This window comes from Methanoculleus sp. (assembly GCF_030019085.1).
GTDB lineage: Archaea > Halobacteriota > Methanomicrobia > Methanomicrobiales > Methanoculleaceae > Methanoculleus.
Genome location: NZ_JASEFJ010000008.1, coordinates 41,708 through 63,126, shown reverse-complemented (window position 1 = coordinate 63,126; position 21,419 = coordinate 41,708). Strand labels below are relative to the sequence as shown.

At 58.7% G+C, this 21,419-nt stretch carries 22 protein-coding genes and 1 tRNA gene; 6 read left to right on the top strand and 17 right to left on the bottom strand.

What is annotated here, in order from left to right; translation table 11 throughout:
• Positions 1-680 precede the first annotated feature (680 nt).
• From QMC91_RS05350 to QMC91_RS05340, 3 genes are all read right to left on the bottom strand, one after another.
• Entirely contained in the window at positions 681-860 is a 180-nt protein-coding gene (locus QMC91_RS05350; RefSeq protein ID WP_300236475.1) for a rubredoxin, read from the bottom strand.
• Positions 861-960: 100 nt separating this feature from the next.
• Positions 961-1,797 (bottom strand): ABC transporter permease, encoded by an 837-nt coding sequence (locus QMC91_RS05345; RefSeq protein WP_300236431.1) that lies wholly within the window; start codon positions 1,795-1,797, stop codon positions 961-963.
• Positions 1,798-1,803: 6 nt separating this feature from the next.
• Positions 1,804-2,754, bottom strand: coding sequence for an ATP-binding cassette domain-containing protein (locus QMC91_RS05340; RefSeq protein ID WP_300236427.1), 951 nt, complete (start codon positions 2,752-2,754; stop codon positions 1,804-1,806).
• 896 nt (positions 2,755-3,650) lie between these two features.
• Between QMC91_RS05340 and QMC91_RS05335 the strand changes: the two genes are divergently transcribed.
• Positions 3,651-3,989, top strand: coding sequence for a DUF5518 domain-containing protein (locus QMC91_RS05335; RefSeq protein ID WP_300236424.1), 339 nt, complete (start codon positions 3,651-3,653; stop codon positions 3,987-3,989).
• 197 nt (positions 3,990-4,186) lie between these two features.
• On the opposite strand, the gene QMC91_RS05330 is transcribed toward QMC91_RS05335, so the two are convergent.
• Complete coding sequence (locus QMC91_RS05330; RefSeq protein ID WP_366944379.1) at positions 4,187-4,999, bottom strand: MFS transporter; 813 nt, start codon at positions 4,997-4,999, stop codon at positions 4,187-4,189.
• Positions 5,000-5,317: 318 nt separating this feature from the next.
• Here QMC91_RS05330 and QMC91_RS05325 point away from each other — a divergent pair, with 318 nt between their 5' ends.
• The 3 genes from QMC91_RS05325 to QMC91_RS05315 all read left to right on the top strand — a co-directional run bounded on the left by QMC91_RS05325 (position 5,318) and on the right by QMC91_RS05315 (position 8,625).
• On the top strand, positions 5,318-6,694 hold the full coding sequence (locus QMC91_RS05325; protein ID WP_300236419.1) for an MFS transporter: 1,377 nt from the start codon (positions 5,318-5,320) through the stop codon (positions 6,692-6,694).
• 88 nt (positions 6,695-6,782) lie between these two features.
• Positions 6,783-8,381 carry a DUF87 domain-containing protein gene (locus QMC91_RS05320; RefSeq protein ID WP_300236416.1) on the top strand — a complete coding sequence of 533 codons (1,599 nt, stop codon included), beginning with the start codon at positions 6,783-6,785 and terminating at the stop codon, positions 8,379-8,381.
• An 85-nt stretch (positions 8,382-8,466) separates the two neighbouring features.
• Positions 8,467-8,625: a rubredoxin gene (locus QMC91_RS05315; protein WP_300236413.1), complete on the top strand. Its 159-nt coding sequence runs from the start codon at positions 8,467-8,469 to the stop codon at positions 8,623-8,625.
• Between the two features lie 236 nt (positions 8,626-8,861).
• Here the strand turns inward: QMC91_RS05315 and QMC91_RS05310 are convergent, their stop codons facing one another.
• The 8 genes from QMC91_RS05310 to QMC91_RS05275 form a co-directional block, all read right to left on the bottom strand.
• Positions 8,862-9,911 carry an ABC transporter ATP-binding protein gene (locus tag QMC91_RS05310; protein ID WP_300236410.1) on the bottom strand — a complete coding sequence of 350 codons (1,050 nt, stop codon included), beginning with the start codon at positions 9,909-9,911 and terminating at the stop codon, positions 8,862-8,864.
• The gene (locus tag QMC91_RS05305; RefSeq protein ID WP_300236407.1) at positions 9,912-10,724 is read right to left on the bottom strand and encodes an ABC transporter permease; all 813 of its coding nucleotides are present in this window, start codon (positions 10,722-10,724) and stop codon (positions 9,912-9,914) included.
• Positions 10,725-10,726: 2 nt separating this feature from the next.
• Entirely contained in the window at positions 10,727-11,209 is a 483-nt protein-coding gene (tsaA, locus tag QMC91_RS05300) for a tRNA (N6-threonylcarbamoyladenosine(37)-N6)-methyltransferase TrmO (RefSeq protein WP_300236404.1), read from the bottom strand.
• Positions 11,210-11,214: 5 nt separating this feature from the next.
• Positions 11,215-12,030 carry a molybdate ABC transporter substrate-binding protein gene (modA, locus tag QMC91_RS05295; protein WP_300236401.1) on the bottom strand — a complete coding sequence of 272 codons (816 nt, stop codon included), beginning with the start codon at positions 12,028-12,030 and terminating at the stop codon, positions 11,215-11,217.
• Positions 12,031-12,141: 111 nt separating this feature from the next.
• Positions 12,142-12,624 carry a tRNA (N6-threonylcarbamoyladenosine(37)-N6)-methyltransferase TrmO gene (tsaA, locus tag QMC91_RS05290; protein WP_300236398.1) on the bottom strand — a complete coding sequence of 161 codons (483 nt, stop codon included), beginning with the start codon at positions 12,622-12,624 and terminating at the stop codon, positions 12,142-12,144.
• A gap of 148 nt (positions 12,625-12,772) precedes the next feature.
• Positions 12,773-13,405: a thiamine phosphate synthase gene (gene thiE, locus QMC91_RS05285; protein ID WP_300236395.1), complete on the bottom strand. Its 633-nt coding sequence runs from the start codon at positions 13,403-13,405 to the stop codon at positions 12,773-12,775.
• On the bottom strand, positions 13,405-14,232 hold the full coding sequence (thiM, locus tag QMC91_RS05280; protein ID WP_300236392.1) for a hydroxyethylthiazole kinase: 828 nt from the start codon (positions 14,230-14,232) through the stop codon (positions 13,405-13,407). The genes thiE and thiM overlap by 1 nt, the downstream gene beginning before the upstream one ends.
• Positions 14,233-14,405: 173 nt before the next feature.
• A tRNA-Ser gene (locus QMC91_RS05275) sits at positions 14,406-14,490 on the bottom strand.
• Positions 14,491-14,541: 51 nt separating this feature from the next.
• Between QMC91_RS05275 and QMC91_RS05270 the strand changes: the two genes are divergently transcribed.
• On the top strand, positions 14,542-14,745 hold the full coding sequence (locus tag QMC91_RS05270; protein WP_300236389.1) for a thiamine S protein: 204 nt from the start codon (positions 14,542-14,544) through the stop codon (positions 14,743-14,745).
• A 1-nt stretch (position 14,746) separates the two neighbouring features.
• On the opposite strand, the gene thsA is transcribed toward QMC91_RS05270, so the two are convergent.
• From thsA to QMC91_RS05245, 5 genes are all read right to left on the bottom strand, one after another.
• Entirely contained in the window at positions 14,747-16,345 is a 1,599-nt protein-coding gene (thsA, locus tag QMC91_RS05265; RefSeq protein WP_300236386.1) for a thermosome subunit alpha, read from the bottom strand.
• Positions 16,346-16,483: 138 nt separating this feature from the next.
• Positions 16,484-17,098, bottom strand: a complete 615-nt coding sequence (locus QMC91_RS05260; protein WP_300236383.1) for an orotate phosphoribosyltransferase-like protein — start codon at positions 17,096-17,098, stop codon at positions 16,484-16,486.
• 22 nt (positions 17,099-17,120) lie between these two features.
• On the bottom strand, positions 17,121-17,576 hold the full coding sequence (locus QMC91_RS05255) for a nucleotide-binding protein (protein WP_300236380.1): 456 nt from the start codon (positions 17,574-17,576) through the stop codon (positions 17,121-17,123).
• On the bottom strand, positions 17,573-18,553 hold the full coding sequence (rtcA, locus tag QMC91_RS05250) for an RNA 3'-terminal phosphate cyclase (RefSeq protein ID WP_300236377.1): 981 nt from the start codon (positions 18,551-18,553) through the stop codon (positions 17,573-17,575). The genes QMC91_RS05255 and rtcA overlap by 4 nt, the downstream gene beginning before the upstream one ends.
• Positions 18,540-19,397 carry a ribose-phosphate diphosphokinase gene (locus QMC91_RS05245; RefSeq protein WP_300236374.1) on the bottom strand — a complete coding sequence of 286 codons (858 nt, stop codon included), beginning with the start codon at positions 19,395-19,397 and terminating at the stop codon, positions 18,540-18,542. The genes rtcA and QMC91_RS05245 overlap by 14 nt, the downstream gene beginning before the upstream one ends.
• Before the next feature lie 81 nt (positions 19,398-19,478).
• Here QMC91_RS05245 and lonB point away from each other — a divergent pair, with 81 nt between their 5' ends.
• On the top strand, positions 19,479-21,419 hold the full coding sequence (gene lonB / locus QMC91_RS05240; protein ID WP_300236371.1) for an ATP-dependent protease LonB: 1,941 nt from the start codon (positions 19,479-19,481) through the stop codon (positions 21,417-21,419).

Here is a 21,419-nt window from a genome sequence, read left to right as displayed (position 1 = left end):
GAGGGGCGATTCTCCATGGATACAGTGTCCGGGAGTGCATCCACAGTATCACAGTGAAAACCTATCTGGCACGGCCATCCGGGTCTATCGCCGATCACTGCCCGCCCCCCTCGTAGGTGGCGGGGAGGAGGCCGCGTGAGCAGCCGGGTGGTGGGGGTGTTCACCTACCTGCCCGAAAATAGAGTGTCCCGGTAACACATCAAGACAGGAGACAGGGGGTGATTTTCCATCGATAAGCTGCCCTGGAGGTTCTCCTGTGTCAACACAACCCCATCACCGAGATCCTGTTTCTGCCCCCGCCCCCGAGGTGTAGAAAGGGATCCTTTGCTTTATGTGGAGTTGCTGAACCGTGGTGCTCCGGGAGCAGAATATCTGCCGCAATGCCCGGGGTAGGTGAGGGTAAGGTTTCGCAAAGTGAGATTCAGAGAGGGGTGGGGGGTTAATGCAGATGATCGGTTGATACCCGTGTCTTTCAGTTTCATGGTCACCTCTTGCATGTATACCTGGTAAGACGCTCGGCAGGGATAATTTTCGCCCAAAATGAGTTTGGCTTTATACAATCCTCCTGAAAAAAGAGTGCAGGTGGAGAAACCACGGGTCGGCCTGCTCGGGCGGATCCGCCTGTAGGCAACACGCTCCTGCCCACCAGGCAATGGATGGTGTGCAAGCGGCCTGACCGCTCAGAGCCCGAGGCGCCCGAGAGGCGACGAAAATACGCTGAACTTGCTCTTCTCAGCAAGACAGACAGGACAGTGCCAGTCATCAGGGAGGTCTTCAAACGCGGTTCCCGGCGGTGCATCCACATCCCCGACCTTCGGATCGTAGATATGGCCGCATATCGAGCAACGATATGTCTGCAAGGCTGTCATCAACTGGGGTTTGGTCGGATCCATACTTAAACACTGCTACACCACGACCATGATGGGGGTGCTGATCCGCCGGGGGGTGAGCAAGTTACTCTCACGCCACAACCGCCCTCTCAAACGCCCTCCGGGCAAGGAGGTACATCACAGCCGCAAAGACTGTCAGGTACGCAAAAGAGGTGAGGACCTCTGCTGTTGTGATGGTGTAATGAGCGCCGACAGCGAAGAAATCGTTTCCAAGAGCAAAGTAGCGGATCCCGGTAACGAGATGGGTAAGCGGGTTATAGGTCGAGAGAACCTGCAAAAACGGCGGGAACGCCTGGATGGGGTAGAGGGCGTTTGAGACGAAGAAGAGCGGCAGTGAGAGGAGAGTCATGATCCCCTGCATACCCTCGGGGCTTTCAAGCCGCATCGAGATGTTGGAGGAGAGGAGGAGAAAACCAAGCGAGAACGCACCCAGGAACACAAACACACCAATTACCGAGAGGGCTATCCGGGGGGCCGAAAACCCGGGGAAGAAACGAACCCCGAGGAGGAGCCCGAAGACCATGATGATACCCGCCTGGATGAACGACTTCGTCATCCCCGAGAGGCTGACTCCGAGCATGATGTGTGTCCTTGGCATGGGGCTTGCGAGCATCTCCCGCATTAGCCCCCAGTTCTTATCGAACAGGAGGCTCATCCCCCCGTAGAGGCTCGTAAAGAGAGTGGTCATCGCGATCACCCCGGCGGCCATGAAGGTGAGGTAATCGACCTGAATAACCCCCGCCGGGACAGGTATGGAGGATGCGAACCGGTCGAGGTTTGAGGACATCGCGATCCCGAAGAAAGCCATCCAGATAGCTGGTTGCAGGAGTGATGAGAAGAGCTGCGTCCTGAACCGGACAAACCTGATCATCTCCCGCCAGTAGACGGTAAGAAACTCCCACGCCATATCCGCTCACCCTCTCCCGTCGCGCAGTTCCCTGCCGGTATAGTGAACAAAGACATCGTCCATAGTCGGTTTTTTCAGGTTCACGCTCACTATCTCGATCCCGACCCCACGCAGCCGATCGATGATCCGGGGGAGAGCGTGACCGCCATCGACCGAGATCGCAACCGAGAGACCACGGGGTGACCTGGTGACCGATCGGACGTCCTCCACCCCCAGAAGAAACTCACGAGCCCTCTCATCATCCTCTGTCTCAAGATAAACGACGTCCTCCCCCAGGGTGTTCTTCAGTTCATCCGGGGTGCCGGAGACGACAATCCTGCCATGGTCGATGATGCTGATCCTGTCGGAGAGCATATCGGCCTCCTCCATGTAGTGGGTTGTCAGGAATATCGTCGTTCCTGCCTGATTCACCTGCCTTATGTAGTCCCATATCCTCATCCGTGTCTGGGGATCGAGCCCCAGAGTTGGTTCGTCCAGGAAGAGCACCTCCGGCCGGGTCAGGAGCCCGCGGGCGATCTGAAGACGACGTTTCATGCCGCCGGAGAGGTTCTTTGTCCGCTCATTCCGTCTGGCGTCGAGTTCCACGACCACAAGAAGGTCATCAATCCGCCTGCGCCGTTCGTCGCGGGGGATACCATAGAGGCGGCCGTGAAACTCCATCGTCTCCCAGACGGTGAGGTCGCGGTCGAGCACCTCGTCCTGGAAAACTATACCGATAACCTCCCTGACCCTCCGGGGTTCCCTGGCGACGTCGTGACCGGCAACCCGCACCCTCCCCCTCTGAAGTGGGAGAAGGGTTATAAGTATGTTGATAGTGGTACTCTTTCCCGCACCGTTTGGACCGAGAAAGGAGAATATCTCGCCTTCTTTGACAGTGAAACTGATCCCCCGCACCGCCTCTACCTCACCAAACGTATGTTCAAGGCCCACCACCTCGATTATATCGGCCCCTTCCATCGGTCACCGCCTGATCTTGCGTAAGCATTATCTCTACGCAGTAGCATGATATCCCTTTTACCCCTGAAGGAAATGAGTCAAACCCCGCGCCAGCGACAACCCAGTCAAGGTTGTCGGGTGCACAACCCTTCGCTCCCCGGGAAAAGGTAAAGACCATCCTGTTATGATGGGGAAGAACTCTGCAAAGAGTCAATGAGCAGGCGCTGATTGCCACACAACCAGCCTGACCAGGGCTGTAACCCTCAAAAAAGGTTACACAGATGAACAGGCGCCCTCAAAGCCCCACAAGGCGCATGCAGATACCCAACGTCAACCCCGACATGGCCGATGTAGCCGAGAGGGCAGCAAGCACGGCAGCGTTCACAACCGGACCCGTCATGAGCGGGGTGTAGGTAGGGTTGGACCGCAAACGCCGCACAACCCTGAAAGGCTTTGCGGTCGCCGAGATCGGGGGTTTATAACGTTTGATCCTCGTTTGAAACACCTCCCTGTTACCGGGTGAACAACCCTCAAGTCTCGATCACCCCTCTCGTAGATAACAATTGTGGTTTTACAGTCACGGGCGGAATAACGTTATACGGCGAAGTCAGGACACCGCGTTTGTAGCGTATCTTTCCTCCACGGACCAGAAGCCAACGACTGGTTTAGTCTGTCTCCACCCTGAAGGTTACTCTTCCAGGGTTTACAATCTGTGAAGACGACCATTTCAGCGGTTGAAACCTGCCGAACCGGGTCGTCTGAGACAGAGAAGGTTTCCATCCCCCCGGCGCCCTCCTGTAGGGGGTAAGGCAGTTACCCCCAGACTGAAAATCAGGGAACACTTGACCCCACGATCCTGAATCCGCCTCAAGAGATATATACCTCTCTCTCGAACACTCAGCGGTGAGTAAAAAGAGATGGCAGATAACTTCTGGACAGGAGTCATCGTCGGGTGGCTCGTCGGGGTTCTTCTAGGGTTCCTCTTGCCCGTACTCGGGACGCTAGCTGGCGGATTCGTCGCCGGGTGGTTGGTGCGTGGCGGGATCTGGAACGGGGCAAAAGCCGGGTTAGTTGCAGGGCTTCTTGGCGCCATCGTCATATCGCTGCTTATATTGATCGGGGGCACGGTTCTCTTCGGGGTGTTCGGGTTCATCGCGGGTCTCGGAACGTCGTTCCTAATCGTCCTGATATCTTTCATATACCAGGGCATCCTCTCCCTGATCGGTGGCGCAATCGGCGGTGCACTCCATCAGTAAAGCCCCAAGAATTACGAGACGATATCCCCGCCCTTCCCCCGGCCTGATCGGGATCCTTGAGCGGTACAACCAGAGGTAGGCCACCAGCGCCGCGGCCTCGACCAGAACAACATAGGTGACGATGTGCCCGAACGACAGATCGTAGAGAACACCCATCAAGGCGCTCCCAACAAACCACGCCGTCCCGTAGACCGCAGTTATAGTGCCGTAGACCTCCCCCTCCGCTCAAGGCTCGTGGACTCTGCGATCGAAGCCCGTAGAACGGGCTCGAAGATCCCGATCCCGGCCCCCCAGACGAACGATCCGGCAACCACTATACGCGGATCGGCCGAGAAAGCGAGAAGATCCGTTGCAAGGCTGATGATGGGGATTGCAAGAAGAATATGGCTACCGAGACGATCGAAGACCCGACCGAATAGCAGCGCCACAAAAACAGAGACCACCATCGCACCCGCATAGAATAGTGGGATAGCGGCGTCGGAGACGATCGCCTGGGCTTTAAGGTGGAATGACACGAGCGGGAAAGTGGCAAACCCGGCCATTCCCAGGAATATGAAGGTGGCATAGGGCAGGATCGAAGGGGTGTAGTCTCCCCGCTTTTCCGCCACTTCCAGGAACCGTGGTGACGGGACCGCCGACCAGGCCAGGAAGAGAGCAACCGCGACGCCTATGAGAGGTATGGCCAGAACCAGGAATCCATCCATATAACCGCCGGTGACTACCAAAGCGGCTAAGATGACCGGGGGGCCCGCGACCGCACCGACCTGATCGAGCGCATCTCCGAACCCCCACCCCCTCCCGACGGCCATAGTCGCATAGGAGAGGATCGTGTCACGCGCTGGTGTCCTGATGGCCTTCCCGATCCGCTTGACTATAATGAGGGCTGCCGCCATCTCCCGGTTACCGGCGAACGCAAGAATAGGGATGGCGGCCAGCATACAGTACCCGGCAATCGCTACCTTCCAGTATCGGTGGTTACGGCCAGGGTAGGCACCTGTGGCCGCCCGCAGGGCGTAGCCGATAAACTCGCCGGCCCCGGCAACCAGCCCGACAACAGTTGCGCTCCCCCGAGCAGGAGAAGATAGGGACCGGTAACGCTCCTGGCGCCGTTAGATATCAGGCTCCCGAACAGGCTTGCCACACCTAGCAGCATGATGAGCCGGATTGAGGTCCAGCGGAGATCCCGCTGGCTCGCCGGGGGTGGGGCGCGCATGTTCATCTATCTTGTCGTGATCCTAAAAGTAGTCCACCGAAGACTGGCAATGCCCTTATCTGCACTCAGCGCGAACGTTATTACCGCACATAGCCTTGAGGCATAGAGGATAGACGTGAAAGAGGGGGGAGAACGAACTTATTCACAGGGGGTCATCCTTGCACTGGTCACAGTCGCCTCGTTCATAAACCCCTTCACGGCCTCCGCGATCAACCTCGCCCTGCCCGTAATCGGCACCGAGTTCTCTGCCGATGCAGCCACGCTGGCCTGGGTCTCCAGCGCCTATCTCCTTGCATCGGTCATATTCCTCCTTCCGGCGGGAAAACTCGGTGACTCACGAGGGAGGGTCAGTATATTTCTGATCGGGATCGTCGTCTACGCCGTCGGGTCAATCCTCTCCATATTCACGTCCTCGATGAACCTGCTCCTCCTCTTCCGGTTCGTGCAGGGGATGGGCGGGGCGATGATCAACGCGACCAGCGTGGCCCTGATATCAAGCCTCTTCCCGCCAGGCAGACGGGGATACGCGATCGGGATCAACACCACCGCTGTATACGCCGGGCTCTCTTTCGGGCCGTTCCTCGGCGGAGTCCTGACCCAGTTCTTTGGGTGGCGGAGCATCTTCATCGTGACCGCCCTCCTTGCAGTCCCGGTCGTCTTCTATGCAAGGTGGTTCCCGGCTTTCTTGAACGAACGGCAGCAGAAACACTTTGACGTCCCGGGGTTGATCCTCTCCTCCACCCTGATCCTCTGCCTCTTCCTGGGCCTGGCCTGGATCACCACCCCCTCCGGTCTGGTACTCCTTACGGTATCGCTGGTGCTCGGCGTGGTCTTCTTCCGGGTGGAGCAGCACCGGCCGGATCCCCTTTTGCCGGTCTCGCTGCTCCAGAAGAACCGGGTCTTTGCAGCCTCGAACACTGCCGCCCTGATCAACTACAGCGCAACGTATGCGGTCGCGTTCCTCCTCTCCCTTTACCTCCAGTATATCCGGGGCTACGAACCCGCCGCCGCAGGCATGCTCCTCCTGATACAACCAATCGTCCAGGTCTTCGTCGCCCCTGTAGCAGGACGACTGGCCGACCGGGTGGAGCCAGGGCTTATAGCCTCAGCTGGGATGGCGGTTGCTGCCGTTGGGCTCTTCGGGCTCTCGCTGCTCAGCGAGACGACACAGATCACAGCCGTCCTCGTCCTCCTGTTCCTGGTGGGGACCGGGGTCGGGTTGTTCTCTTCCCCCAACACCACCGCTATCATGGGGAGCGTGGAGAAGCAGTTCTACGGGAGCGCATCAGCGATGGTGGCGACGATGCGTTCGCTCGGGATGATGCTGAGCATGGGGGCCGTCCTGGTTGTCTTTGCGGTTCTCATGGGGTCGACGACGGTCACTCCGGAAGTGTTTCCGGAGTTCCTGGCAAGTCTGCGGCTGATCTTCCTGGCGTTTACGGCCCTATCGGTCTTCGGGGTCTTTCTCTCGCTCTCCAGGAACAGAACTTGAAAGAAGTTCCTCAAATTTGCCTGAACCGACCCCCTGATCCGAAGAGGAAGCGTTAAAGCACCGGCCACCCTGTTAGTTCTTTGAACGGATGGAGCTGGTGATCGGTAATGACGGCGACCGTGACGTCGCCGTCGACGCCCAGGAACTCGTCACTGGCAGGACGTGCATCATAGCGCAGTCTGGTGCCGGGAAGAGCTGGGGCATTGCGGTGATCTGCGAACAGCTCCTGCAGGCGAGGATCGGGTTCTGCCTCGTAGACACGGAGGGGGAGTACTCCTCGCTTGCGGAACGGTTCTCCATCATCCGGATCGGTTCGGGCGAGGGTTGTGACGTGGATATCGAGCGGGCGAACCTCCGGGACGTTATGCAGCAGGCGATCTGTTCCAGAACTGCGGTGATCTTCGATGTCTCGGAGAGCGATATGCGAGAGAACGTGGCCAGACTCGCGGAGGTTCTCTACGACCTGGAGAGCACGCTGAGGAAACCGTTCCTTCTGATCCTGGAGGAAGCAGACAAATTCATCCCGCAGTCAGGGGATGCCATCAAGCAGATCGAGGAGATCTCCCGCCGTGGGAGGAAGAGGGGGCTCGGGTTGCTGGTCGCAACCCAGCGACCGTCGCTCGTGACAAAAAACGTCCTTTCCCAGTGCAACAACCAGATCATCGGGAAACTCTCGATAGAAAACGATCTGAAAGCGGTCAGCCTCTTCTTCTCGTCCCACAGGGAGGTCGCAGAACTCGCAGAACTCGAGCCAGGAGAGTTTTTTGTGATGGGCGGGATCTCTCACAGAAAGGTGAAGATGCGATTTCGGGATCGGATCTGCAGGCACGGAGGGCAGACGCCAAGACTGATGCCGGCGCAGCCGCTTCGGCCGGGAGAACGGCCCAGAGCCGAGCCCTGTGGCGGCAACCCGCGGCAGGAGCCAGCGGTGCCACCGGTAGTGGAGCACCCCATCGCCAGGAACGCGGTTATACCTGTGCTGATTCGGGAGGAGGCGCTCGATATCGCCAGGGAGAAAAGGAAACGCCGATTCAGGATTCTGGAACCCGAAGAAAGGATAGTCTCGGCGGAGCAGGTCTACCGGCCGCTACATCTGGTAAATGTCCGCTACATCGGTGGACTTCTGCGGAAGACCACAAAGACAGCGTCTTTTGTCATCGATGGCTACACCGGCTGCATCGTCGAGATTGACCGCGGATTGAAGGTCAGGCGAGGGTTCTCAGAACTCCTGGGGCTCGATGAGGCCGCAGTCAGGGTTGTTACCGGGCTTGCAAACGGAGGCTCGACGCTCGTCGAGATCGAGGCCGAGACCCATCTTCCGCCAGCCGCAGTGAAGAAAGCGATAAAGAGCCTTTCGGATGCGAAACTCATAACAGAGGTGAAGACAGTTGGCGAGACCACGGTCTACGTACCACTGCTGGCAGAGGACGTCCCACTACTCTCATCCCTCCAGGCCGGAGCCTGTAACCTCCCTATGGAGCCTCTACGGGGTGAGAGCCTGGAGGCAAGAGTCACGGAGTCGTCGCTCCGGACGATCCTGAAAGGGCTTGAACCAACGGCCGAGATCATCGAGTTTGAGACGATCTATTACCCGGTCTACGTGATCAGATTTGCATCAGAGCGCGGTGAGCGTTCGATCGTCCTCGACGGCTGCACGGGAAAGGAACTTCCCTTCCCACTATCATGACCGGAGCACTTATCCTGATGCGGAAGTAAACGAGATCTTATACCCTGCCGTCCGGCCGGTCGGCGGGGAGTGAGGTGATGAAGCGATGGATTCATACAAGTGCACACAGTGCGGCTACGTCTACAACCCCGCTCTCGGCGACCCTGAACACGGTGTTAAACCCGGCACAGCCTTTGAAGACCTGCCCGAGACCTGGAAATGTCCCAGGTGCGGCGCGCCAAAGAGCCGGTTCAAGAAGTTATAAGTGTGGCGGGCTCATCCCGCCTTCACTCTGCTTTTTCACCCTGTGCACCCTGGCCAGGGGCTTCATCACGGACGGCCGCATGGGAGGTGATAGCATCTCGACGCCGTCCACCGGGATGCCAGGCATAATCCCGGCGGATACCTCCTATGGCTCCTCACGCGACAGGGTAGTTCATCGGTTATCTCATCGGATTTTTCCATTTGGTCACTCCTGTGGTCGGGACGGGACATCTGCTCTTACCGCAGAAATACATGAACAGCCGAGGCCTTGAATGTGACATGAACCAGTCCCCGCTCGGCCAGTCGCAGACGCTCGACGCTCTGCGGTGCCAGGACGGCAACGAAAGGAACCCCTGCATCGACGAAGACCCTTGAAAAAGTGCCGTTTCTCTGGATCTCGGTCACCGTGCCGGGGAAGGTGTTTGAGGCGCTTGACTCAAAGGGTTCACGGGATAAGATCACCTCCTCCGGCCGGATACCGACACAGACTTCACCCTCGATCTCGCTGACCGTCCGGACGGTGATCCCGCCGAGATCGATCGTCGCCTCGCCGTTCAGAACTTTTGAAACCCCGCAATATACGTTCTCCATCCCGGTGAAGGCGGCAACAAATTCGGTGGCAGGTTTCCGGAATACCTCATCGGGGGTACCAACCTGGACAACCCTCCCCTCCTCCATCACCGCCACGCGGTCGGCGAGGGCGAATATATCCTCAAAGTGATGGGTTATGTGGATGACCGTTGTTCTCGTCGCCCGGCAGATCGACCTCAGTTCCCTCCGGAGTCTGTCCCGGGTGGAGGTATCGAGCGCCGAGAGTGGTTCATCCAGGAGGAGAACGTGAGGCCTGAGAACGAGCGCCCGGGCGATCGCCGCCCGCTGCTGCTCCCCGCCTGAGAGCGTCCCCGGAGCGCGGGAAATGAGATGCTCGATCCCGAGAAGGGCGGCGATCTCCTGCACCTTCCCCCTTATACGGGCGGGATCGACCTTCCGCTGCCGGAGACCAAACCCGATATTCTCCCCGACGGTAAGGTGGGGAAAGAGCATATAATCCTGGTAAACCATGCCAATCCCCCGATCTTTCGGGTCGGTGCGGGTGATGTCACGGCCATCCAGCGCTATCGTTCCGTCGTCCGCTGTGTATATCCCCGCCAGCGTCTCGAGGAGTATGGTCTTTCCTGCGCCGGTAGGCCCAAGGATGATGAAGTATTCTCCGTCGGCAACTGTCAGGTCCACACCGTCGAGGACAAAGTCCCCAAGACGTTTGGTGAGCCCCGTGATCCTGAGCACCTAGAACAACCCCCGTCCACCGCTGTAGTGTTCGAAGACCGCAAACGAGATCACCGATATGATTATCAGGATGACAGACGCGGCTATGGCAAGATCGAGGTCGCCCGTTGACATGTTCAGGAAGAGCGCGATGGGCAGGGTCTCGGTCTTCATCCGGGTAGCTCCCCCAAGCATCATGACAGCTCCAAACTCACCGATAGCCTTCGACCAGGTAATGACCAGCCCGGCGATCAGACCGTTTCTGGCGAGGGGGAGAGTTACCTGACAGAACGCGCCCCACTCGGTGCACCCGAGCGTCCGGGCAACGTGCTCGAAACGCGGGTTGATCGTCTCGAAGGCCGAACGAGCGACCCTGACCAAGTAGGGGAGATTGACAAAGAACTGGGCAACAACGATCCCGACCGGGGTGTAGACTATATCGAGACCGAAAGCCGAGAGCGTCTTGCCGAACGTCGATGGGCCGTAGAAGATGAGCAACGCCACACCCGCGACGAGCGGCGGCAGGGCAAGCGGGACGTTAAAGAGGGTGTTTACTAACCCTCTGCCAGGGAACGAGAACCGGGCTAACGAATAGGCGACAGGCACGGCGGCGACAACGCAAAGGGCGGTGGAGACCACCGACGTAACGAGCGAGAGTTCAACAGCAAACAGGATCTCCCGGGATCGCAGGCTCTCAACCAGAGCCGGAAAAGGCGGATAGAACACCAGGCCAACAATGACCACGAGAAAATACGCAATCAGACAGAACGATACGGCAAGAAAGATCACCCTGAAGGGTGTGGGGCGTGGGAGAGTGGCCCGATCCTGGAACACGTTTAACCTGACCTGAATGATGCACACTGTCTCCGGATCTGCTCGATGTGCTGAGGCGTAACCCAACCAGAGTTCGCGCTCTCAATGCAGTCAAATGCCGGTATATACGGCTTGATATCGAGGATCGGAGTACCGTCCAGGAGGTCGACACCCTCAATGACGATGCTCCCCTCCTCGATCCCGGCGAGCCTGACTACAGATATACCAAGCTGGTTCGGGCGGTTGAAGTGCCGGGTGGCGAAGATGCCGTGCGGCTCAGCGCCATCGATAAGCGGCCGTTCGGCAAGTTCTTCGGCGGGAGCCCGGTGGAACCGGTAGATGAGGATGATGTGGGAGAACCCGGCGAGCATCGACAACCCCTCCCTGTAGGCGGGGTAGACCTCCACCGTCCCGCGGGCGGCGGAGAAGGCCGCCTGAATGGGGGTGGCGGCCGGATCGGTGAAGGCTGTCCGGGCAACGCCGATCGCCCTGCAGGAGTACTCCATGCCGATCACGGTTCTATACCGGCGTAAGCCGGATCAGGATATGCCGGGAACCCGTGCTTTACAAAGATAGCCTTCCCCTCATCGGAGGTGACAAACTCAACGAAGAGACGGGCGGCATCCGGATGCTCTGTGAACGTGGTCACCCCTATCGGCACTATCAGGACCACACCATTTTCTGGCGGTAGTTCGATGACCTCCATGGTCTCGGGGTTGACCATATCAAGCGTGATGAGGGCGGCGTCAGCGGTGCCCATGTTCATCGCCACGGCCACCTCGTTGACCGTCGGCGCCCGGAGGACGACGTTTGCCTCAACGGCGTCAAGGATGCCGTGCTGCTGGAAGAGGTTATCGCCGGCCCTGCCGATTGCGGTGGTCTTCGCGTCGCCGAGGGCGATCTTCAGTCCAGGCCGGGCAAAGTCCTCAATCGAGGTGATATTCTTCGGGTTTCCAGGGGCAACAACGATCACCGGGACATGATAGGCAACGTATCCGGGAACTCCGACCAGCCCCTTATCCTGGGCGATCCGATAGTCTGGCGTTCCACCAGGGATGAAGACGTCGCCTTTCCGGGTTAACTCCATCTGCGTGATGAGCGTGCCGGAACCGGCAAAGTTGTAATCGATGCCGATGCCGTATTTCTCGGTAAAGACCTCCCCCACCTCGGTCATCGCCGCCTTTAGCCCGGCGCCGGAGTAGACGAACAGCGTCGTGTTGCCCGCGGTGTGAGTCTCATTCTCGCTGACTGTGTTACTGCACCCTGCCGTGCAGAGAAAGATGGCAAGTAGAAAAGCCGTAATCAATGCAATGCGTTTTTTTGACATGATACCATTCAGTACCGGCGTTCCGGATATTAAAGATGTATCATTTACTTTATGATTATATCAAGTTAGTTTACTTTACACCTGCCATATTAAACGTTTTGATCCCTGCACTCAACAAAACCTATCATCCGAGCGTACATTGCGTGGATCTTTTGTAATCTCTTCCATCCATCCGGAACGCTCGTCAGGGTAGGCATCAAACTCCGGGACGTAAGGCTTTATGTCCAGAACCGGGGTGCCGTCCAGGATATCGACATCCTCGACGATGAGCGTCGCGCCATCGACGGCAACAAGCCGCAGGATCGAGAGACCGATCGCGTTCGGGCGACGGGGTGCCCTGGTCGAAAAGACACCATGAGGCCTTGTATCCAGGAATGGCACCACCTCAAGCGAATAGCCCTCAGAGCGGTGGAAGTGATAGAGGAGGATGATCCGGGAGAAACCCTCAATGTCCTTTAAACCCTGGGTGCAACCGGGGTTGAGTTCAACCGTTCCCCGGACACCCCTGGCTCCGACTGGCTGGATGGGCATATCACGCGGGTCGTGGAATGGGGAGTGGACGGTGCCGATTGGAGTGAACTCGATCCGGGTCATGGGTGATCACACAGAAACGGTTCTACAATCAGGACGATGAGGTTTTGTGTGTCGGCACGTCTTCTCCTTTAACAATACCCACAGATGACCTCCAGGTGGTCATGCAGGATCTCTAGAACGAGACGGTGTGGGCCATGGATAAGAGATCTCAACGATCCTGTTTCACGGCGGCGATCCGGGCGCGGAGGTCACGGGCAGCGGCCGTGACATCATCCGCCCCGACGACCGCCGAGATCACCGCAACACCGTCAGCCCCTGCAGCGATGACATCAGCAACGTTCCCGGCGTTGATCCCACCGATCGCGATTAGCGGGATGGAGACGGCTGCCCTGACCACCGAGAGCAGGGAAAGCCCGAGGCCAGGCCCCGCATCAGCCTTTGAACCGGTAGCAAACGTCGGGCTGAGTGCCACATAATCGGCACCAGCCGCTTCTGCCCTTACCGCCCCGGCAGCCGAGTCCACCGACGCGCCGATGATGAAACCGGGAGGGGCGAGGCTCCGTGCCTCAGATACGGGGAGGTCGGTTGCGCCGAGATGGACACCGTCGGCACCGGCCCTGAGCGCCAGATCAAGGTGGTCATTCACGATGAAGAGGGCACCGAAATCGCGGGTGATCTTTCGGACGGCAGTAGCAACATGGAGGAGGTCCCGCGCCGGCAACCGTTTCTCACGTAGCTGGATCACGTCCGCACCCCCGGCAACTGCCTGAGCGGCGAGTTCGGCATGTGAACGCCCGCGCCCGACCGTCTCGTCCGTGATCACATAGAGGTCATATCCCATCACAACTCCTCTATCCGTGCATACCTGGCAAGGTCATCAGGAGTGAGCGCGGCAAATTCGTCAAAGAGCCCCGTCCGAAACGAGTAAGGCCCTCGTGCCCCCGCCTCTGCCCGCTCACCGGCCAGCCCAAAAGCCGCGAGTGCTGCCGCCGACGAAGCAAGAAGATCGTCCGCAACCGCCGCAAACGCCCCGGTGACCGATGCGGCCATGCACCCGGTCCCGGATAACCTCTCCATCAGGGGACTGCCGTTTCTGACGGCGTATACCCTCCCCCCATCAGTGACCAGATCTGTCTCCCCTGTCATCGCCACCACCGCCCCGGTCGAGCGGGCGCACTCCCGGACCGTCGCCAGAGGGTCGGCCGCGATACCGGCCGAATCTACTCCTCTGACGCTTCCACCGGTTCCGGCGATGACCCCGATCTCCCCGGCGTTACCTTTCAGGACAGCGATATCAAGAGCCTCCAGGAGTCGTCTTGCGGATGCGGTCCGAAACTCTGTTGCCCCGGCGCCAACAGGGTCAAGGACGACCGGAATCCCGAGATCGTTTGCCCGGCGACCGGCAATCAACATCGCCTCGACCTGCGCGACAGAGAGTGTGCCGATATTCAGGACGAGCGCGGAGGCGGCTTCAACCATATCGGCCACCTCCTCAGGCGCATCTGCCATCACAGGGGCGGCCCCAGCGCAGACGGTTATGTTCGCGCAGTCGTTGATTGTGACACTGTTTGTGATGTGGTGGATTAGCGGCCGCTCTTGGCGCACGGCGGCGAGCATCCCGGCAGGGATCCCGCCATCCACAGGACGTCTGGATGAAACTTCAGTCATTCTGCCAGGCATAACTACTGCAGTAGAGGTATGCATCAATTGCATAAATCAGGCTCTGCCGTTCGGATGGATCCTGCGTATGAAAACCCGGCATGGGCAGACAAGATTTCCTGAGATGTAGCAACACCGGACGGGGAGATGTCCACGTGTTGCGCCAGGTTTTACAGCAAAAACGCCGAGGGGGAGATTTGAACTCCCGAGGTGCCAGGCACCAGTGGCTTTCGAGGCCACCGCCTTCCCGGACTAGACTACCTCGGCACAGAGATGGCGCATAGTATTTAGGTTCTTTTACTATAATATTATCGAGATATGCTCTGCCGGTTCACCACAATCCCCGACGGCGGTGTGCTGATTTACAGCGGCAGGCCCGGAGATACTTATGAGACCTCCCTCCTGTATTTCGGGATCAACCCCGACACCGCACTGCTGTTCCACAACAAAAGAAGCCTTCCACAGGACAAAAAGATCGAGGAGGAGGAGGTAGTGCTGTTCCAGACCTCCTCAAGGGGTTGAGTTACTCAGCGCCCGCTCCGCCCGGTTTCTCGGACCGGGTGATCATCATGTCGTCAACACGTATGAGGAGGACTGCCGTCTCCGTCGCGCTCTTGATCGCCTGGGCCTTCACCCTGAGAGGCTCGAGTACTCCGACCTCCAGCATGTCGACAACCTCACCGGTGTAGACATCCAGTCCGGCGTGCCTGGCGCCCTCGGCGTGTGCCTTCCTCAGGGCAACGACCTTATCGATCGTATCAAACCCGGAGTTCTCCGCAAGTGTCCTCGGTATGACCTCAAACGCGTTTGCAAACGCCTCGATAGCAAGCTGGACGCGCCCGCCGATGGTTGAGGCGTAGTCACGGATGCGCAGCTGGAGCTCGGTCTCAACCGACCCCCCGCCGGTAACAAACTTGCCATCCTCGATTGCGTCCTGAATGACCCGGGTGCCGTCATAGACCCCGCGCTCAAGTTCGTCCAGAAGCAGCTGAGAGGTGCCGTGCAGGAGGATCGTGACCGCTTTCGGGTTCTCACAGCCAGAAATGATCGTCAGGTCGGCATCGGGAACCTCCTCGACCATCTCAGCGTGGCCGAGCGCCTCTTCGGTGAGTTCATCGGGCTTGTTGACGATGTTCCCTCCGAGCGCCCTTGCGGCGAACTTCATATCTTCCTCTTTCACGTCCTCTACAGCGTAGACACCGTGCTTTGCCAGGTAATACTGAACCGCGTCGGCGATCCCCTTCTGGCAGAGTACAACGTTTGCGCCGGCGGCAACGATCTGGTCAGCAAGTTTCTTGAGCGACTCGCGCTCCTGCTCGGAGAACGCCCTGACCTGATCGGAGGAGGTGATCTTGATCTTGGACTTCACCTGGGTCTTTGTGATCTCAAGCGGTTGGGCAAGGAGGGCTACCTTCACGTTCGTGACCTTCTCAGGCATCTGCTCAAAGACACGCTTCTTGTCGATGACGACACCCCGAACCAGCTGGATGTCGTCCATCGAATCCCCGACCTGTTTCTTTATCTTGATGTCATCCTCATCCACGACGTAGGTGCCCTGTTCCGTCCTGGTGGCGACCTGCCGCACCGCGTCCACCACTATCGCGGATACCTTGTCCTTTATCCCCTCAATTGACTTACCGGTCATGGCCGTCCCGGCAAGCTTGAGAAGATCCTCCCGATCGTCAGCGCCAACGGGGATTGCCAGTTCATCCAGGATCTCACTCGCCTTCTCCATACCAAGCCTGTAACCCTGTGCGATGGTGGTGGGATGGACGTCCTGAGCCAGCAGATCCTCCGCCTCTTCCATAAGGGATCCGAGGAGCACGGTTGCGGTCGTGGTACCGTCGCCGACCTCGTCGTCCTGGGCCTCGGCAACCTCGACGGCCAGCTTGGCACCGGGATGCTGTACGGACATCTCGTGCAGGATGGTTGCGCCGTCGTTTGTTATCACGACGTCCCCGGTTGAGCTGACCAGCATCTTATCCATCCCACGGGGACCAAGCGTTGTCCGAACTGCGGCAGCAATTGCCTTTGCGGCCATGATATTCGATCTTTGCGCCTCAAATCCCTGGGTGCGCTCAACGTTTTCCCGCAAAATAATGATGGGCTGTCCAGAAAGCATTGTATAATCCTCCTTTGTCCGTTAGGTTTGTTCAGAAGTTCTATATAAATTAGTCGATAGAGGTCTCTGCGTATGACGCAGATCATAACTGGCCGGACACCCGCAGAAGGGGTCTATTCAACCGGTCTCCAGGTCACCTCAACCGAGCCTGGATATAACAAATAGCGAGTGTACCGGAACGCCTTCAACCTCTCTGATACCCCGTTTATCAAAGAGCGACCAGACCGCCACAGGGGTGGCTCCATGACGCCGGAGGAATGTGATCGTCTCGGAGAGTGTCGCCCCGGTCGTGACGACATCGTCGACGACGATACAGCGCTGTCCGGCAATAGTGGAGAAGGTACCCCAGATGGACCCTGTGGGCGTCTCACCGCGACTGTGTTTCGCAGGGAGGTAGATTGCAAGTCTCAGCCCCTCCTCCGCAGCAATAAGGGTTGCAAGCGGGACACCTGACTGAGCGATACCCACGACCGTCCCGGCTCTCTCCTCTTCGCGGTCCAGGCTTCCATCGTCTGTCAGGTAAAGGAAGCGTTCGAGCATCATCCTCGCCATATCGGAGAGAAGCGTGCCGTGACTTGCCACCGCCGTCCAGTCAATGTGAACATCCTTTGGGGCTTCAGCACCTTTCTGCTGGGTGAGCAACCAGGTGACCGTCTCCATCGAGAGACCAAGCTCGTCGGAGATCTGGCCGGGTGTGTGTCCTTCTGCCTGGAGCGCCTTTGCCTTCGTGATCAGGTCTTCGAGCGCGGACATGGAGAATAGATCTCCGGGCGATTTATTTAAGTTTTCTTTTGACAGGCGCGCCACAGACAGGGCAGTCCCCCGGTTCTCGCCAGTAACGCCCGCACCCTGTACAGCGGTAGCGCCACCGGCGTGGCCTGGCCGGGCGTTGCAGTATGCTCCGCGTTTCGATGCCGAGATGATGAGCAACATTCTGGACCGCAAAATCGTCTGTGACGAGGACTGCGCCGAGTTCCAGTGCAAGTGCCAGGATCTCGCGATCGGTTAAGGAGAGCTCTCCTGCATCCCCCGTCAGACGTGCAGCCTCATCCACCCGTATCAGGTCATCCCTGCGCGGCTCCCTGACCCTGAGCCCGGCGGCAGAGAGAGCCGTGAAGCGGCACTTCGCATGAAAATCGACAAGTTCATCTACCACCGTGGGCGTTGTCCAGGCGGGGCCGTCTACAGGCAGATCCGCAAAGAAGGCCGATGCATCGAGCACGAGCGTCATGCCGAGAGCTCCAATACCTCGTTCTCCCGGCAACGGACAGGGTAGCCGAACGATTCAAGCAACCAGCAGGCAGTCTTCGCATGCATCGATAGGGTGTGCGTCGTATACTCACCCCCGTAGCAGGCAAGGTAGATCAGGAGCTGGTCGGCCAGGTGGGCGTCAACAACACCCGGCCTGCCGCACTCCTCCATGAGGGCGCAGGCAGCCGCCCGACCAACCTCCTCAGCGGGAAGACCCCGTCTCCCAAGAGCGATACCGCCTTTAGCACCCTTCCATACTGTTATAGAACTCCCGACGCTTGCCCCGCGCCCACGAGAATCGATCTCCGCCGTGCAGGATAGACCCTCCCGGGCCTCCAGGAGTTCCCGGGCGGATGCAGCCTGGCGCTCCGCAACGTGTGAAGGAAGACCCACCGAACAGGAAACCAGCCCGCAGGACTCCTCTTCCGGGATCGCAATCGGACGTGGGTGGGATGCATCCACCCGTACGCGCGCCATTCCTCCTCCCTCCGGATAGTAACCCCGCTCCAGCACCTCAACCTCCAGAGAGACACCTGCCCGGCGTAGCACCGGCGCAAAGACACGATCGAGATAATCGATGGTCGGGCTCCAGGCCACCTCTGTCCCACCGGAGACCCTGATGCTTCCGCCGCAGATAAGAGCGGCCGGGAGCCATGCCTGGATGACCAGCGGGATGCTCCCGGCAGTCCCGGTCTTTATCAAGAGATCCGTCCGCCTGACCCGCTGTGGGGTGAATGTGATCTCGCCACTCCCCGGAGAGAGACCCGTGCACTCAGCATCGCAGGTTCCAGCAACCGCCATTACCGCAGCGATATGTTGCGGGGCAAGCCCGTGATTCGGCCGGTTCTGACGTATCCCGGTCACTCTAACCGGCGTGGCGGATATGGCCGAGAGGGCCACGGCCATGCGGACTGTTCCTCCACCTCCTTCAAGGCGGGATCCGTCAACAGTGAGCATCTTCCCTGATAGTGGTGGCGATGGCATTGGCGGCCGATATGAGACTGGAAGCGCTCTCGCAGGTATCACTGGAGACCACCGATGAGAGCCCTGCCGCCCGCAGACGGGTATAGGCACCGCTCGTGAGCACCCCGTGGACACAGGCGGCATGGATGGATATAGCCCCCTGATCCCTGAGCATCCGGGCAGCGGTTGCCAGAGTCCCGCCGGTCGATATGATATCGTCCACAATCACGACGTCCCGTCCTGCCGCATCTATGGTCTTTGGAGCAATCCTGACCTCCTCGCCGGAGAATCGGGTCTTCACAAGGTGATCGCAGTCCCATCCCCCAACCGCTGCAACCCCAGAGGCGAGATCGATCGCACCCTCATCCGGGGCGAGGATCAGGGGGTTTTTCAGGCGCAGATCGCCAACATAACTCCCGATGGCCGGGGTGATTGTGATCTCCTTCGCCGGGACGCTGAAGTGTTCCAGCACGCTTCGATCATGGATGTTGATCACATAGACACGCCCGATACCGGTAGAGAGAGCCCGCGCGACCGCCCGGGCACTGATCGGTTCGCCCGGAGAGAAACGCTTATCCTGTCTGGAATACCCCATGTAAGGTATCACCAGTGTGTTCGCTGACCTGTCGGCGGCATCGATCGCAAGGAGGGTCTGCACAAACATATCGTTGTCGACGATGCTGCTGATGATCAGGGTCTCATCGTCCAGCTCTCCACACCTCATATACAGTTCCCCATCGGGAAACCGGCGAAATATAGTCTCGACCAGCGGTACCCCCAGTTTTTCGGCAACGCGGGCTGCGAGAACCTGGGACCGCTCTGTGCTGATGATTCTCATGGGTCACCTTTGCTAGAAAGTATTTGAACGAGGATGAATAAATTATATAACTACCACTGCATCAAAGAGGTAAACTCGGCAATGGATTCAACAGGACTAACAGAAATTCCAGACATAGACCTCACCGACGAGGAGATTGAAGAGACGGATCTCTTCTCCGGTCTTGAGGTGAGCACATCTTCAGATATCGATGTACCCCCGAAACTGATAGATCAGGTCATCGGCCAGGAACACGCCGTTGAGGTGATCCGGAAGGCTGCGGTTCAGCGCAGACACGTTATGATGATCGGTACACCAGGAACCGGCAAATCGATGCTGGCAAAGGCGATGGCCGAACTCCTCCCAAAAGAGGAACTCCAGGACATACTGGTCTACCCTAACTCCGAAGACAGCAACAACCCGATCATACGAACCGTGCCCGCTGGCCGCGGTAAGCAGATAGTCAACGCCCACAAGGCCGAGGCCAGGAAGAAGATCCAGATGCGGAGCACTCTGATCATGCTTCTGATCATCGGGATCATCGGCTACGCGATAATCACCTACCAGTGGCTTATGGGCATAATAGCCGCCGCATTCATCTTCATGGCGTTGAGATACTCGATGCCTCGCGAAGATGCGATGGTCCCAAAACTCCTGGTATCTCATGACTCGAATAACACGGCGCCATTCGTCGATGCCACCGGGTCACACGCTGGCGCTCTGCTCGGCGACGTCCGGCATGACCCTTTCCAGAGCGGGGGGCTTGAGACACCAGCACACGACCGTGTCGAGGCCGGGGCAATCCACCGGGCACATGGCGGCGTTCTCTTCATAGACGAGATCAACACCCTTACCCCTCACTCGCAGCAGAACCTGTTGACCGCGCTCCAGGAGGGATCCTTCCCGATCACCGGTCAGAGTGAGCGCTCAAGCGGTGCTATGGTCAGAACCGAGCCTGTCCCATGCCGGTTTGTGATGGTTGCAGCAGGAAACGTCGATGCCATCCAGGGAATGCACCCCGCACTCCGGTCACGTATACGTGGTTACGGCTACGAGGTCTACATGCGCGAGACGATGGAAGATACCACCGAGAACCGGAAGAAGTTCCTCCGGTTCATCGCCCAGGAGGTAAAGAACGACGGCAAGATCCCTCACTTTGACCGGAGCGCCATGCTTGAGGTTCTCCGCGAGGCCCGCCGTCGCTCGAACCGGAAGGGGCACCTGACCCTTAAACTCCGGGATATGGGCGGTCTCATCCGCGTCGCGGGTGACCTCGCCCGGCAGGAGGGGGTAGAGTTCACCACGGCAAAACACGTCCTCGCAGCGAAAGCGGCCGCTCGCTCAATCGAGGACCAGATCTCCGACGAATACATCCGAAGAAGCCGTGATTACGATATCACGGTCGTTGAGGGTACACGGGTTGGCCGCGTGAACGGGCTTGCGGTGATGGGAAGCGACTCCGGCACCGTGCTCCCTGTGATGGCCGAGGTGACGACAAGTCAGGGGGCGAACGGGACGGTCATCGCAACCGGGATGCTCAAGGAGATCGCTCAGGAGTCTATCAAGAACGTCAGTGCCCTGATCAAGAAGTTCACCGGCAGGGATATCCGGAACATGGATATCCACATCCAGTTCATCGGCACCTACGGCGGTGTCGAGGGGGATTCGGCCTCCGTAACCGTGGCGACAGCGGTGATCAGCGCGATAGAGAACATCCCGGTGCGCCAGGACGTCGCGATGACAGGTTCGCTCTCGGTCAGGGGCGACGTCCTCCCTATAGGAGGCGTCACCTACAAGATCGAGGCGGCCGCAAAGGCCGGGATCAAGAAGGTGATCATACCGCGGTCGAACCTGGACGATGTTCTTATTGAGGACCGATACCGCTCGATGATCGAGATCGTGCCGGTTGATCACATAGAGGAGGTTCTCCAGAACGCGCTCGTGCCCGAGAACCGCGAGGGGTTCCTCTCGAAACTACGAAAACTGGCGGCCAGCTCGACAGGCGGCATCTTTGACCCGAACCTCGGACACCCGGCGGCCTGA

Bases quoted from the DNA above. Each gene is read 5' to 3' on its own strand.
- QMC91_RS05320 (WP_300236416.1), top strand. From the start codon at position 6,783: ATGGAGCTGGTGATCGGTAATGACGGCGACCGTGACGTCGCCGTCGAC.
- thiE (WP_300236395.1), bottom strand. From the start codon at position 13,405: ATGGGATATGACCTCTATGTGATCACGGACGAGACGGTCGGGCGCGGG.
- QMC91_RS05245 (WP_300236374.1), bottom strand. From the start codon at position 19,397: ATGAGAATCATCAGCACAGAGCGGTCCCAGGTTCTCGCAGCCCGCGTT.
- QMC91_RS05335 (WP_300236424.1), top strand. From the start codon at position 3,651: ATGGCAGATAACTTCTGGACAGGAGTCATCGTCGGGTGGCTCGTCGGG.
- QMC91_RS05345 (WP_300236431.1), bottom strand. From the start codon at position 1,797: ATGGCGTGGGAGTTTCTTACCGTCTACTGGCGGGAGATGATCAGGTTT.
- QMC91_RS05270 (WP_300236389.1), top strand. From the start codon at position 14,542: ATGCTCTGCCGGTTCACCACAATCCCCGACGGCGGTGTGCTGATTTAC.
- QMC91_RS05260 (WP_300236383.1), bottom strand. From the start codon at position 17,098: ATGTCCGCGCTCGAAGACCTGATCACGAAGGCAAAGGCGCTCCAGGCA.
- tsaA (WP_300236398.1), bottom strand. From the start codon at position 12,624: ATGACCCGGATCGAGTTCACTCCAATCGGCACCGTCCACTCCCCATTC.
- tsaA (WP_300236404.1), bottom strand. From the start codon at position 11,209: ATGGAGTACTCCTGCAGGGCGATCGGCGTTGCCCGGACAGCCTTCACC.
- lonB (WP_300236371.1), top strand. From the start codon at position 19,479: ATGGATTCAACAGGACTAACAGAAATTCCAGACATAGACCTCACCGAC.
- QMC91_RS05315 (WP_300236413.1), top strand. From the start codon at position 8,467: ATGGATTCATACAAGTGCACACAGTGCGGCTACGTCTACAACCCCGCT.
- rtcA (WP_300236377.1), bottom strand. From the start codon at position 18,553: ATGCTCACTGTTGACGGATCCCGCCTTGAAGGAGGTGGAGGAACAGTC.
- thiM (WP_300236392.1), bottom strand. From the start codon at position 14,232: ATGACTGAAGTTTCATCCAGACGTCCTGTGGATGGCGGGATCCCTGCC.
- thsA (WP_300236386.1), bottom strand. From the start codon at position 16,345: ATGCTTTCTGGACAGCCCATCATTATTTTGCGGGAAAACGTTGAGCGC.
- QMC91_RS05340 (WP_300236427.1), bottom strand. From the start codon at position 2,754: ATGGAAGGGGCCGATATAATCGAGGTGGTGGGCCTTGAACATACGTTT.
- modA (WP_300236401.1), bottom strand. From the start codon at position 12,030: ATGTCAAAAAAACGCATTGCATTGATTACGGCTTTTCTACTTGCCATC.
- QMC91_RS05255 (WP_300236380.1), bottom strand. From the start codon at position 17,576: ATGACGCTCGTGCTCGATGCATCGGCCTTCTTTGCGGATCTGCCTGTA.